The following is a 13460-nucleotide window of genomic DNA, read 5'->3' as shown; positions in this document are numbered from 1 at the left end:
GTTTAGATATTGTTATAGCTAATAACTATACATCAACCTGATAAAACCTTTTTTAACAAAAAATCCCTAGACTTTTGTCTAGAGACTCTATTATTTACTAGGATTAGGATACTAAGCTCTATAGGTGCTCAGTACTTTCTCTTGAATCCAAGATGATGTATAAGACATATTCTCACTATTGTAACTTTTCCAAATATAATAACCAAAAACTACCAGTACCAATAAGAAACAAATTCCCAATACGACTAACCAAATGATTTGTTTCTTTAAGCTATCATACTCACTCATATAGCTATTATGAATTTTAATAAGTTCATTTCTTTTTTTGTTACTTGACTCTTTAGCAATGGCAATTTCTAGCTCGTACATTTGATGCTTCCATGAATTACTTTTAGATGTCCCTCTTTTCATTTTTTTATGTAAAAAACTGCTGTTACCCTTCTTTAAATTGTTTTTTTTTGTCATACTTCCCTCTGAAATCTTCTTTTAGTCACCACTATTATAACATATGTAAAACTGTCAAAAAAGTTCATTTTTAGTTAAAATTTTGAGAAAGAGAATTAAAACATGAAAAAGAACCAGAGGGAAACTTCTTATGTTATACTCTAAGTATGCATAAGAAAACTGTTATTGATTTTAAAGAACTTGGTGTCAGACAAATCTTTACAGACGCCATTAAAGAACTAAAAACAAAGGACATTAAGGAAGTTAAGCATCTCTTAACTGAAGTCGAAGCCTATCAAAATAAGGGCTATTATGCAGTAGGTTATGTTTCCTATGAAGCAGCTCCTGCCTTCGAGACAAAATTTCAGGTTATTGCTGGTCCATTAATGTCAGAGTATCTCCTCTACTTCACTATTCATGAAACTGTTCAAATAGAGCCTATTCCACTTGCTTATGAGCCAATTGCCTTACCAAAATCTTGGCAAGAGCTAACTTCTGCAGAGGAATACAAGGCTGCTATTGAGCAAATACACCACCATATTCGACAAGGTGATACTTATCAAGTCAATTATACTGTTCAACTTCAACAGAACCTGACAGCTGATCCCTTTGCCATCTATAACCGATTGGTTGTTGAGCAAAATGCACATTACAATGCCTTTATTCAGCACGATGATGTCTCTATCATTTCCATAAGCCCAGAACTCTTTTTTAAAAAAGATGGTGATAGATTGACCACTCGTCCTATGAAAGGTACTACTAATCGTGGTTTGACAAGTGAATCTGACCTCAAACAAGCCCAGTGGCTAGCTCAGGATCAGAAAAATCGCTCTGAAAATATGATGATTGTCGATCTTCTTAGAAATGACATGAATCGTATTTCAAAAATAGGAAGTGAGGATGTCAAGAGCCTTTGCCAAGTTGAACAATACTCTACGGTTTGGCAAATGACTTCGACTATTGAGACGCAACTCCTACCAAATAGTAGTTTAAGCGATGTCTTCCAAGCCCTTTTTCCATGCGGCTCGATTACAGGTGCCCCAAAAATAGCAACCATGGAGATTATTAAGAAGGTTGAAAAACAGCCTCGAGGTGTCTATTGTGGAGCTATTGGTATCTTGATGCCACAGGGACCTAGTATTTTCAACGTGGCCATTCGAACACTACAAATGGAAGGAACCAAAGCTATCTATGGTGTCGGAGGAGGTATTACCTGGGATAGCAACTGGGAAGCTGAATATGAAGAAACCAAGCAAAAAGCTGCTGTTCTATACCGTCAGAACCCCAAATTCAATCTCATTTCAACTGGTCGTGTCCATCAAGGAAAACTGCTATTTCTTGAGGAGCATATGAAACGCTTGCAAGAGAGCAGTCGCTACTTTGACTATCCTTTCAATGCAGAAAAAGCACACTATCAAGTCGAAGCTCTGTGCCAATCACTAAACCTTGACAAAGACTACCGTCTTAAAATGTCACTTGCAAAAGATGGTGAACTGAAGTTTGAACATACCCAATTAACAAACTTATCTAATGACTTCTGCCAAGCAAGGTTAGTTGAGCAAAGGCATCCGTTGGATAGCCCCTATACCTTCTTCAAAACAAGTTACCGTCCTCACCTTAGTATCGAACCTCACGAACAAATTTATTATAATCATGAGGGGCAACTCCTAGAAACCTCTATCGGTAACATCGTTCTTAAAATCAAAGACCAACTCTACACACCACCCGTTCACCTCGGCCTCTTAAATGGCATCTACAGACAAAGACTTATTGCTGATAATAAGCTTAAAGAAAAAGTCTTGACCTTAAAAGATATGGAACAGGCTCAGGCCATCTATGGATGCAATGCGGTGAGAGGGTTGTATGAATTGAAGGTGAAAAAACAGAATTATCTCTAAATAAAAAATGCGGGTTCTTTGTACACTCCTACACTTGCTAAAGAGAAAAGAAACTTCAATATTCTATTGGTGAAAAATCAACAACTTAATAGTAAAATAAAGTATAATACTTACTGATGGTTATTCAGTTATCGTGACTGTAATGATGAACTTTTTGGCTTATAATTTACTAGCCTTAAAACTCAGTAATAATTTAGAAAGGATACAAAACCTTAAATGAAAAAATTTAAAGGCTTGACTTCTGCTGAAGTTCAAGCAAGTAAAAACGCCCATGGCGATAATAGGCTCTCTAGTAAAGAGGCAAACTCGCTCCTCTCAATCTTTATCGAAGCCTTCCAAGATCAATGGATTCTTATCCTCTTGGCTGCCTTAGGATTAAAAATCATCTTCAACTTTGTTGGAATGATTTTCCCTGCTATTGGTGAAGCTAATTGGTATGAGGCTATCTCACTAATTTTCGCCATTTTGATGTCTACAGGATTTTCAGCAGTCTCACAATACCGAAATGAGCAAAAGTTCAACACTCTTCAGGAAGAGGCTTCAAAAACTAATGCTAAGGTTTATCGTGATGGTAAACTTAAAGAGGTTCTCGTTGATGATATTGTGAAAGGTGATCAGATTCTCCTTCAATCAGGGGACAAGATCCCAGTTGATGGTATCATCTTGGAAGGTGAATTAAAAGTAAACCAAGCTGTCCTTAATGGTGAAAGTGAAGATGCTAAAAAACTTCCTCTTGGTGATCAAGCAGAGCCAGACTCTTCCGACCTCTTTACAGAGCTCAAAGTCTTCCGTGGTACAGTTGTTACTTCAGGCGAAGCCGTTATGGAAGCTACACAAATTGGTGATAATACCGTTCTAGGAAGCATCAATACTTCTCTTCAAGAAGATAGTAAAGATTCACCATCCAAAGAAAAACTCAACAAGCTTGCTGGAAACATCGGTGTCCTCGGTTATAGTGCAGGTGCTGCATATTCAGTAATCAACCTTGTTTTAGGCTTTATTGCCCTTAATAAGGCTAATAACCTCAATGGTGGTTCAATCTTCCTTCTTATCATTGAAACAATTCTCTTTGCGGTTACAATCATCATCATGGCCGTTCCAGAAGGTCTTCCAATGATGTTGGCACTCGTTTCTTCAATGAACTCAGGACGACTTTTAGCTCAAAATATCTTGGTTCGCCATCCTGATACCATTGAAACAGCCGGATACATGAATATCCTCTTCAGTGATAAGACTGGTACTATCACTGAAGGTAAACTATCTGTAGTTGACTTCTTCCTTGCTGATGGAACACTTTATGCGGCTACTGGTGAAACTGATGCTCCTGATTTTGACACAATGTCAGATAGCCTAAAAGCTGAAATGATTAATGGTATCGGTCTTAATAACGATGCCATGGTAGCTGATGGCAGTGCTGTTGGTAGTAACGCCACTGATCGTGCACTTCTTGATTTCCTTATCGGACGTTCTCAACTTGATTTCGATACGAATACAATTACTGAGAAGCAACAATTCAACTCAGCAACAAAATTCGCAAGTGTAACGACTAACGATGGAAAAACCTACATCAAAGGTGCTCCAGAATTCATCCTAAACGACTGCTACTACTATCTTGATAAAGAGGGTAATAAACAAAACTTTACAGATGATATTAAAGCTCGTTTCCAAGAATTATCATTGGAACAAGCTAATCGTTCAATGCGTTTGCTTGCTATCCTAAATACAGATGGTAATGATAAAGTCTTGATTGGTATCGTATGTATCCGTGATAACGTTCGTTCTTCAATTAAACAAACTGTTGAAACAATGAACCGTGCAGGGGTTCAAGTAGTTATGGTAACTGGTGACCGTAAAGAAACCGCTGTTGCTATCGCTAAAGAAGCCGGTATCGTTACTGGTCAAAATGACCTTGTCCTTACTCACGATGAACTTTCTGCCCTCTCAGATCAAGAACTCAAACAACAATTGCCTCACTTAAAAGTGGTCAGTCGTGCCCTTCCAATGGATAAAAAACGTCTTATTGAGGCAACTCAAGACCTCGATATGGTTGCTGGTATGACAGGTGATGGAGTCAATGACTCACCTGCCCTTAAATCGGCTGATGTCGGATTCTCAATGGGTGATGGTACTGAAGTCGCACGTGAAGCCTCAGATATCGTTATCTTGAATAACTCATTGACTTCGATTGAAAAAGCCGTCCTCTATGGACGTACTATGAGTAAGTCAGTAAGTAAATTCATTATCTTCCAATTAACCGTTAACGTGACTACAATTGCTATGTCACTTCTCTCACCACTTTTGGGCCTCAAAGAACCATTTACAATTATCCAAATTCTCTGGATTAACCTTATCATGGACACACTTGCTGCCCTTGCCTTTGGTGAAGAGCCTACCCTAGATCGTTACATGAATGAAAAGCCAGTTGCTAAGAAGGCAAATATTCTTACTGGCTATATGAAATCTGCTATTGGTGTAGCTAGCGTCTTCATTACTCTTGTATGTTTAGCTATTCTTAAAAATGTTGGTGGTATCCAAGACTTTATCACAAATGGGACTGGCAACTTTGAAATGGTAACAACATTCACCTTTACAGTATTTATCTATGCTGTCATTTTCAACTCACTTAATACACGTAGTAATGGATTCAATGTTTTTGAACATATCGGCGAAAACAAGAAATTCTCAATTGTAATGATTTCTATTGCTGTTGTTCAAAGCTTGATTATTCAATTCGGTGGTAAAGTATTTAGTACCGTACCAATGGACGTTCAACACTATATCGTTGCTCTTCTTATCGCGGTTTTGATTATCCCTGCAGATTTAATTCGAAAAGCTCTAACTAAAAACAAATAACGATCTGTTTAACGTATTATAAAACTTAAAAGGATAAAAAGGATTGGGAATTACGCCAATCCTTTTTATAATTTATGAAGGTGATACCGTGGAAAGATCATAACATAAAAAGGCTTTAACAAGCCTTTTTGATTTATTAAGTAATACTACTTAAACTGACTAGGAGCCCCTGTATAACCTGCCCAATCCTTACTATAAAAGCGGTCGTTCAAGTTATAGCTAGGTGCAGGTGTTGGATTACTTACAAATGGATCAACAGCCTTGTCAAAGGCTACCCAACCTTTCCATCCCATATGAATGGTATCTTGCATGAAGTAAGGTTGATCTCCATCTTTTGAGAAGTCAGCAATATTGGTGAAGCCTTGACTTTCCAATTGATAACGGATTTTAGAAACCGTAGCATCATACATTTCTTGACTTAGTCCCGTATAAGCCATCCACTTGCTATTAACAGGTGGGATGACAAAGATGACGTTAGTATTTGACTTAGCAAATTGATTTAACACCAACTGTAGGTCACCGTATTCTTGTGAAACTTCATACGAAAGATTCTTTTGGAAACCTTTAAGTTTACCAATCTTTTTAGCCAAACGTTTCTTATAGAAACGGTCATCAATACCAAAATCGTTTGACTTGGTATGGGCTTCTGCATCTCTCACGGCAACCTGGTCAAGTGCCTCGTAAGAGAGCTTGTCTGGCAACTCTTTAAGATAAGGAAGAACCTTCTTGTCGTAATTTGCATTATTTGATGCTGCAAAAGGACTGAACAAGGCATCTTCTCGCTTATTAAGCTCTGCCATAAATTGAATATAAGTCTTATCAAGAGAATTTAAATCTTGCCCATTAGCCACTTTAGAAAGTTGAGATTTCATAGTAATCTCAGGTTTCATCTCTAAGATACGCTGAGCAGCATATTGAGAATTTGCATCCGTCTGATTTTGACTTAAGAAACTACTAAGTTGGTCGTTATTGTAGAACTGCTGGAAAGCCGCAGAATTGTAACCTTTTTTAGTAAACCACTGTGGTGACAAGACATAGACTGCTGTCCCATTTTTCAATTCAGGAAGCATTTGTTGCATTCCCAAATATTGGTTTAGAGAGGCAGCCCCACGTTGTCCAATAAAATATGGGCGATAGTTACGGTCATATTTTTCAGCTAAAACAGCTGGATGAAGGGCATCAAAACGCAACCACTCACTAGACCCAAAGAAAGGGACAAATCGATGATTCTTATCAGAAAGAGCTGTCGTCTTATTAATACGGCTCTTAAAGTTCTCAGTTGTCAAGGTTACTGCGTTACGTTTTTCAACCTCATAACTATGTTTTCTGCCTTGAGGGTAGGAAAAAATAACTATTACTACCAAGACTAAGGCACAGATTATAGGGCCAAAAATTTGCCATAAACGCTTAAGCATTGCGAAGCTCCGTTACCCCTTCAACAATCTTATTAGCTGTGTTCCAGTCATCACGACCAAATTCTGAAACTGGCACACGAATATCGAAACGTGATTCCAATTCAACGATAAGCTCAACTGTTCCCATAGAATCAAGAACACCAGCATCGAAAAGGTCTTCATCCATCATGTCTGAAACATCTTCCATGAAGAGTTCATCAATAATTTCAATAACTTCTGATTTTACATCCATTTTTATAATTCCTTTACTTATTTTTTAGTGAACCAGAGGTCATTCAAGAATCCAGAGAAAATCAAGAATGACAACATAACAGTATTAAATGTAATAAAGATTCCCAAAGCCTTCGTCCATTTATTATCAGGAAGTGGCTCAAGACCAGCTTTCTTACGTTCTTTATTAATGGTCTTCTTCTTACGTAACCAGGCATCATTAATTCCTAGACCAATACCATGGAAAATACCATAAGCAATGTAATACCAGGTAACTCCATGCCAGAATCCCATAACCATCATATTAATGACATAGGCCACATTTGATGTCGTGTTACGGTTTTTGAAAACCTTGTTTCGCATCAAAACCATAACCAAACGCATAAAGACAAAGTCACGGAACCAGAAAGACAAGCTCATATGCCAACGATTCCAAAATTCTTTCAAGTCTCGTGAGATGAAAGGTTTATCAAAGTTGATTGGGCTCTTAATCCCCATAAGGTTTGATGCTGCCAAGGCAAACATCGAGTAACCCGCAAAGTCAAAGAAGAGATCAAAACCGAAAACATACATGACACCAAGTGTTGGTAAATTAAAGATACCACCCTGAGCCAAAGCTTGCGCTTTCAGTGAAGGCAAGAGCATACTTCCGAAAATCTGAGCCAAAACAAACTTATAGAGGAAACCAAGCATGATATATTTTACAGCTTGCTCCAACATATTCATCAGCTCGTCTCGCTCAGGAATCGCTTGGTAATCTTCGTTAAAACGTCTGAAGCGATCAATAGGACCACTCGTAAAGGTTGGCATAAAGAGCATGAATCGGAGGAATTCTCCAAGTGTAAACTCTTTTAAGACACCATCCCGCATCTCGATAATCATACCAACTGATCGGAAGGTCAAGTAAGAAATACCAAGAAAGTTTAAGAGTGACTGAGTACCATTTATCGCAGGCTCTACCTTAACAAAAATCAAGGGAAGGACTACTAGAAATGAGTGTAAATAGAAAACCCATTTATTGTCCTTTTTACTGCGGTAATGTTTGTAGGAATAAACCCAGATGATTTGCCAAACGATATAGAAAAGTAAGGCTAGTAATTGGCTAGCATGTGTTCCTGTCAGAGCGAGAACAATAAAGGCTAGACTGACCAAACATTCATAAATCGCAAAACGCTTTTTAAAGAAGAGACCCACAAAGATTGGCAATAGAGCTAATCCAAGATAGACAAAATAGAAGGGGTTACCGTAGGCTTCTAAATGGGGAAGCTGTTTCAAGAAGTCAATCATCGGTTGTTAACCTCACTGATAAGACCCTTGATATCAATTTTCCCATTTGGTGTTAAAGGCAAGCTCTCACGATAGAGGAACTTAGTAGGCATCATGTAAGACATCATGATATCTTCTAAGTCAGCCTTAATCGCCTTGGTGATATCAATTTCACGTTCAAACTGCTCACGAACACCATCCTTAAGAATCACATAAGCCAAGAGGTTCTGAACCTTATGGTCTTTATTGTAACGTGGCACAGCTACTGCTGAATCAATATACTTAGACTTATTAAGGTTTTGTGAAACATCCTCTAACTCAATACGGAAACCATTAAATTTAATCTGGAAGTCCATGCGTCCGCCGTAAAGAAGGAGACCTTCATCAGTCATCGTTCCTACATCACCAGTATGGTAAGCAGGAAGGCCATTAAACTCGAAGAAGGCTTCCGCAGTCTTTTCAGGATTGTTCATATAGCCTTTTGAAACTGCTGGTCCTGATACGATGATTTCACCCTGTTGACCATTTGGAAGGATATTGCCATCCTCATCGATAATATAAGTCGGTGAATCTTCCTTGGTATAACCAATCGGCAAACGCTTAAGGTTATCCAGCATCTCATCAGTTACTGCTACTGCTGATAAGGCTACAGTTGCTTCAGTTGGTCCGTAAGCATTAATAATACGTGCTTCTGGGAAACGTTGGCGAAGCTTTTGAGCAGTCTTGACAGTCAACTCTTCTCCGTCAAAATAGAAATGCGTAATTTTCGGCATCTTCTCTGCATTGAAGTCTTCAGACAACATTGCCATATCTGCAAAAGATGGTGTTGATGTCCAAATAGCAATTGGAAGTGAGAAGATCGTTTCAAAGAGCTTCTTGAAGTCCTGTGTAATGGCTGAAGGAAGCGCATAGAGTGTTCCTCCAAGCGCCAATGTTGGTGCCCAGTACATTACCGATAGGTCAAATGAATAAGGCGGTTGAGCCAGCATTTGAGGACGTTTTGGAGTCGCAAATTCCTTGTCCGTAATCATCCAGTTAGTGAAACTAAGGAGATTATTGTGTGAAATTTGGACCCCTTTAGGCTTACCTGTAGTTCCTGAGGTAAAGATGATGTAATAAGTATCATCCCCCTTAACAGGATGAGTCACTTCGTAGCTAGTCTTGCTTTCAAAAGCTGTTGTCACTTGATCCAATGTTAAGATTGGTGCTTGGACATCCTCAAGTGGGAAGTCATTGATAGCAATAATCAGACTAGGCTCTGCCACTTCAACAATTGCCGTCACGCGCTCAAGAGCTGAGTGACTGTCAATTGGAATATAAGCGTGACCAGATTTAGTCAAAGCGACAAAAGTTGCCAACATTTCATACTCTTGACCGCCATAAACCACAACAGGTGATTTTTCTGGAATATCAAGACTATCAATCTTGGCTGCCAAGCTATCTGAGTCAGCCTTCAAGTCGCCGTAAGTGTGAACTTCCCCTAAAATATTGTAAACAGGAAAGTCAGGTTGTGATTGAGCAAACTGCTTAATCGTTTCAATCATATCTTTAATTTTTGTATTCGTCATTATTCTTCCTAAAATTCGTTATAGATAAAATTACCTTGACCTTGTCCTAGGTAATTGTAGAGATAAATTAGGGCCATAAAAATGGCGAAATAAAGCAAGGTTTGTCCTAAAAATACCAGGACGTTTTTATGTTTTAACATTCTAATTTTCGATACCTTTTTTTATATAATATCCTCTCTAGTTTACCATCTTATCGCCATTTTTTCCAATAAAAAAGAAAAAATAACTAAATTTCATTTCTTTTCCATTAATAGATTTCCGTGATAAATGATTGGCTACAATCATAAAAAAACAGAGCTTAAAAGCTCTGTCGGATTTAACTATTTTGTGTCTTTTGGGCCGTCTGCATACGATAGTACATTCCCTTAGCTTGCATCAGTCGTTCATGGGTTCCGTGTTCAACGATATCCCCATTATTCATGACCAAAATAAGGTCCGCATTTTCGATGGTAGACAATCGATGGGCAATGATGAAACTTGTTCGACCTTTCATTAATTTAGCGAAGGCCTCTTGAATGAGGAGCTCTGTACGAGTATCAATACTAGAAGTGGCTTCATCCAAGATTAAGATTTTAGGCACATTGACAAATATGCGGGCAATAGTCAAAAGCTGACGTTGTCCCTGAGAAAGGGATTGCCCCGCGTCATTCAAGTAGGTGTCATAGCCTTGAGGCAACTGCTTAATAAAGAAATCTGCATTGGCAGCCTTGGCTGCTGCTATAACTTCTTCACGACTGGCTTCGGGATTTCCATAGGCAATATTATCATGAATAGTGCCAACCTCAAGCCAAGTTTCCTGCAAGACCATCCCAATCTGTTTCCGAAGACTCTCACGAGTATAATCTGTAATAGGTCTACCGTCCAGTAGAATGTTCCCCTTGTCCAAATCATAGAAACGCATGAGCAGGTTAATCAAGGTAGATTTTCCCGCTCCTGTTGGACCAACAATGGCAACAGTACTTGCGGCAAGGATATCAATGCTCAAATCCTTGATAAGAGGTTTATTAGGCAAATAACCAAATTGGACATGGTCAAATTGAAAACGTCCCTGCACATCTGCTTCTTCCAAAACCACCTTACCTGTTTCTGTTATTTCCTCTTCATCCAATATCATATAAAGGCGATCAGCACAGGCCAAAGCACTTTGAAGTTCAGATAGAACAGATGAGATATCATTAAAAGGTTTCGTATACTGAGTCACATAGTTTAGGAAGGTAGTCAATTGTCCCACTGTAAAAGCGCCACCCGACATGATCCGATAGGCACCAACACCTGCAATAAGAGCATAGATCAGACTATTGACAAAACGTGTAGCTGGGTTAACCGCTGACGAATAAAAGATAGCACCCTGTGAATAATCAGCATACTTACCATTGACGTCTTTAAAACTCCTAACCATCTGGTCTTGTGCATTTAAACTCTGTACTAAAGCTTCTTGAGTCAAACTTTCTTCAATCAACTGAGTCTGCATGCCTCGCCATTTAGTTTGATTGCGATAGAGTTGATAACTCTTCTTTGCGATAAAACGTGCCACAAGCATTGACAAAGGCGTCATGACTAGGACTAAGAGCATCATGAACCAGTCTAAGCGAGCCATGGTAAAGATTATGACAAAAATAGTCAAAAGCCCAACGAAAAATTGGTTAAAGACCATGAGAAGTCCGTTGTTTAACTGATCGCTATCTGTAGTCACACGGCTAACCATGTCTCCAGTTCCTTGACGATCAAGGTAACTGAGAGGCATAGCATGAATTTTCATCATGACTCGTTCACGTAAACTTTCGCTATATGAATAAATCAATCGATTATAAATCAAAGGGTTAAGCCACTGGATTGCACTATTAGCTAAGATAACTACAAGCATCTGCCAAATTAAACGTGACATCAATAGAACGGCGTTCATCTTAAGAACAGCGTCCACTGCATCACCAATTAAGATAGGTAAGTAAACCGTTAAGGCAACTTGAATAATGGTCCCAACAGTTGCTAAGGCAAAGAGGTAACGCTGACTTAAGATATCTCTACTTAAACGTTTAAGCGTTGATTTATTATTTCTAGCCTTCATCAGCGACCTCCTTTTGATGTTGAGAATAATGAATGTCTTGATAGAGTTTATTTGTGGCAAGCAATTCTTCATGATTACCCAAGCCAACTTGATGTCCCTTATCAAGCACCAAAATTTGATCAACAGCTTTTAGACTATTTGTTCTTTGCGAAATAATAATCAGACTCGTTGATTTAAGATTGTCTCTGATAGCCGCTAGTAAGCGACTTTCAGTTAGGTAATCTAGGGCTGAGGTTGAGTCGTCCAAAATCAAGAATGGTGCTGGTCTCATCAGCGCACGCGCAATAGTCAAACGTTGACGTTGACCCCCCGAAAAATTACGGCCAAATGACTCAACTGGCTCATCTAAACCAAGATCCTTGTCTTTTACAAAATCAGCAGCCTGAGCCATGTCAAGCGCATGCCACAGTTCTTGCTCACTCGGTTCGTGGTCAAGTCCTAAGGACAAGTTTGAACGAATGGTTCCTCTAAATAACTCAGCTTTTTGCGGGACATAGGCAACCCAAGAACGCCACTCTTTAAGGTTTTTTGGTGATTTTTGATCTTTGAAAATAGCTAGCGAACCAATCTGAGGCTGATATAAGTTCATGATTAAGTTCACCAATGTCGATTTACCTGAACCTGTACCACCAATAATACCTAGTGACTGACCTTGAGTAAGACTGACATGAATCTCTTGGAGTGATGGCGAACTAGCTGTAGGATAGGTAAAGGTCATCTGATCAATAGCTAGCACTGTAGAAGCCTGACTAGAAGTGCGGACTTCTAAAGGTGCCTCAATATCCTCATCTTGGAGTTCAAAAATAGCTTGTACCCGTTTCGCTGAAATAAAACTTTGATTCAGATTAGTCAACATCATGGCCAATTTAAGGAGCTCCGTCAAAATTTGCAAGAGATAATTGACTAGAGCAATCAGCATCCCTTGAGACAAAAGGCCACCTTGAATTTGCAGATTTCCCTGCCAAAGGATAGCAATCAAGGTCATATTAACAATCAAGAAAGTCAAAGGACTAATGAGACTTGCTATCACTCCTGTTTTGAGCTGCCACTTCTTCAAGTCTTTATTGACACCAGTAAAGTTATCTAATTCACGCTCACTTTGATCAAAAGCCCGAATAACCCTCATACCTTCAAGTTGTTGACGCGTATTGGTAACAATTGATTCATTAATTACTCGAATCTTGGCGTATAAAGGATTGACGATGCGACTAGCTAGTACAATTATAAGGGTCAATACCAAGACCATGCCAAGAAACCATAGGGTCAAGCGTGGACTGATTCGGAATGCCATAATAATGGCTCCTGTCACGATAATTGGCGCCCTCAAAAAGAGCCTCAAAAATTGATTGATACCCGTTTGGATTTGAAAGGTATCACCAGTCAAACGTGTCACCAAACTTGACGTTCCAATCTCATCCCGCTTTTCCTTTGATAAACGCATGATTTTCGCATACAAATCATTGGTTAAACCTCGGGCATAGCCAACTGCTGCTCTGGATGAAAAATACTGTGCTGAAATAGCAACAACAACCCCAATAACGGCAAGTCCGAACAAGAGAAAAATCATCATAAACAGATGATTTTGGTCTTTATTTGGAATAGTTGTGTCGACAATTCCAGCAATTACTAGAGGGACCAAGAGTTCGAAACTGGCTTCGATTAATTTAAAAACGGGTCCCAGGATACTGTCTTTGACGTATCCTCTAAAATACACTAATAATGCTTTCATTTGTCTTTCCTA

At 38.9% G+C, this 13460-nt stretch carries 10 protein-coding genes; 2 read left to right on the top strand and 8 right to left on the bottom strand.

From position 1 onward, the window contains the following. Positions 1–111: 111 nt before the first annotated feature. On the bottom strand, positions 112–465 hold the full coding sequence (locus tag V471_RS07015; RefSeq protein WP_045001669.1) for a hypothetical protein: 354 nt from the start codon (positions 463–465) through the stop codon (positions 112–114). Between the two features lie 146 nt (positions 466–611). Here V471_RS07015 and pabB point away from each other — a divergent pair, with 146 nt between their 5' ends. After that, positions 612–2342 (top strand): aminodeoxychorismate synthase component I, encoded by a 1731-nt coding sequence (pabB, locus tag V471_RS07010; RefSeq protein ID WP_014633029.1) that lies wholly within the window; start codon positions 612–614, stop codon positions 2340–2342. Positions 2343–2558: 216 nt separating this feature from the next. Then, positions 2559–5195: a calcium-translocating P-type ATPase, PMCA-type gene (locus tag V471_RS07005; protein ID WP_070847339.1), complete on the top strand. Its 2637-nt coding sequence runs from the start codon at positions 2559–2561 to the stop codon at positions 5193–5195. Positions 5196–5341: 146 nt separating this feature from the next. Here V471_RS07005 and dltD read toward each other — a convergent pair whose 3' ends face one another. The 7 genes from dltD to V471_RS06970 all read right to left on the bottom strand — a co-directional run bounded on the left by dltD (position 5342) and on the right by V471_RS06970 (position 13448). Next, positions 5342–6610 (bottom strand): D-alanyl-lipoteichoic acid biosynthesis protein DltD, encoded by a 1269-nt coding sequence (gene dltD, locus V471_RS07000; RefSeq protein ID WP_070847341.1) that lies wholly within the window; start codon positions 6608–6610, stop codon positions 5342–5344. Continuing rightward, positions 6603–6842: a D-alanine--poly(phosphoribitol) ligase subunit DltC gene (gene dltC, locus V471_RS06995; RefSeq protein WP_002891149.1), complete on the bottom strand. Its 240-nt coding sequence runs from the start codon at positions 6840–6842 to the stop codon at positions 6603–6605. The genes dltD and dltC overlap by 8 nt, the downstream gene beginning before the upstream one ends. Before the next feature lie 17 nt (positions 6843–6859). Next, a complete protein-coding gene (gene dltB / locus V471_RS06990; protein ID WP_049554090.1) occupies positions 6860–8107 on the bottom strand; it encodes a D-alanyl-lipoteichoic acid biosynthesis protein DltB in 1248 nt (415 codons plus the stop codon). After that, a complete protein-coding gene (dltA, locus tag V471_RS06985; RefSeq protein ID WP_049554089.1) occupies positions 8104–9654 on the bottom strand; it encodes a D-alanine--poly(phosphoribitol) ligase subunit DltA in 1551 nt (516 codons plus the stop codon). Before dltA ends, dltB begins: the two co-directional genes overlap by 4 nt. A gap of 8 nt (positions 9655–9662) precedes the next feature. After that, positions 9663–9794 carry a teichoic acid D-Ala incorporation-associated protein DltX gene (locus V471_RS06980; protein WP_002885174.1) on the bottom strand — a complete coding sequence of 44 codons (132 nt, stop codon included), beginning with the start codon at positions 9792–9794 and terminating at the stop codon, positions 9663–9665. Between the two features lie 176 nt (positions 9795–9970). Then, positions 9971–11719: an ABC transporter ATP-binding protein gene (locus tag V471_RS06975; protein ID WP_045768620.1), complete on the bottom strand. Its 1749-nt coding sequence runs from the start codon at positions 11717–11719 to the stop codon at positions 9971–9973. After that, positions 11709–13448 carry an ABC transporter ATP-binding protein gene (locus V471_RS06970; protein ID WP_049554088.1) on the bottom strand — a complete coding sequence of 580 codons (1740 nt, stop codon included), beginning with the start codon at positions 13446–13448 and terminating at the stop codon, positions 11709–11711. The genes V471_RS06975 and V471_RS06970 overlap by 11 nt, the downstream gene beginning before the upstream one ends. Positions 13449–13460: the final 12 nt, after the last annotated feature.

Source organism: Streptococcus salivarius (genome assembly GCF_002094975.1).
GTDB lineage: Bacteria > Bacillota > Bacilli > Lactobacillales > Streptococcaceae > Streptococcus > Streptococcus salivarius_D.
Note: the sequence above shows the minus strand (reverse complement) of the source record. Positions and strands in the feature narration are given on the sequence as shown.

Excerpts from the sequence above, each read along its gene's own strand:
- V471_RS07015 (WP_045001669.1), bottom strand. The coding sequence starts at position 465 with ATGACAAAAAAAAACAATTTAAAGAAGGGTAACAGCAGTTTTTTACAT.
- pabB (WP_014633029.1), top strand. The coding sequence starts at position 612 with ATGCATAAGAAAACTGTTATTGATTTTAAAGAACTTGGTGTCAGACAA.
- V471_RS07005 (WP_070847339.1), top strand. The coding sequence starts at position 2,559 with ATGAAAAAATTTAAAGGCTTGACTTCTGCTGAAGTTCAAGCAAGTAAA.
- dltD (WP_070847341.1), bottom strand. The coding sequence starts at position 6,610 with ATGCTTAAGCGTTTATGGCAAATTTTTGGCCCTATAATCTGTGCCTTA.
- dltC (WP_002891149.1), bottom strand. The coding sequence starts at position 6,842 with ATGGATGTAAAATCAGAAGTTATTGAAATTATTGATGAACTCTTCATG.
- dltB (WP_049554090.1), bottom strand. The coding sequence starts at position 8,107 with ATGATTGACTTCTTGAAACAGCTTCCCCATTTAGAAGCCTACGGTAAC.
- dltA (WP_049554089.1), bottom strand. The coding sequence starts at position 9,654 with ATGACGAATACAAAAATTAAAGATATGATTGAAACGATTAAGCAGTTT.
- V471_RS06980 (WP_002885174.1), bottom strand. The coding sequence starts at position 9,794 with ATGTTAAAACATAAAAACGTCCTGGTATTTTTAGGACAAACCTTGCTT.
- V471_RS06975 (WP_045768620.1), bottom strand. The coding sequence starts at position 11,719 with ATGAAGGCTAGAAATAATAAATCAACGCTTAAACGTTTAAGTAGAGAT.
- V471_RS06970 (WP_049554088.1), bottom strand. The coding sequence starts at position 13,448 with ATGAAAGCATTATTAGTGTATTTTAGAGGATACGTCAAAGACAGTATC.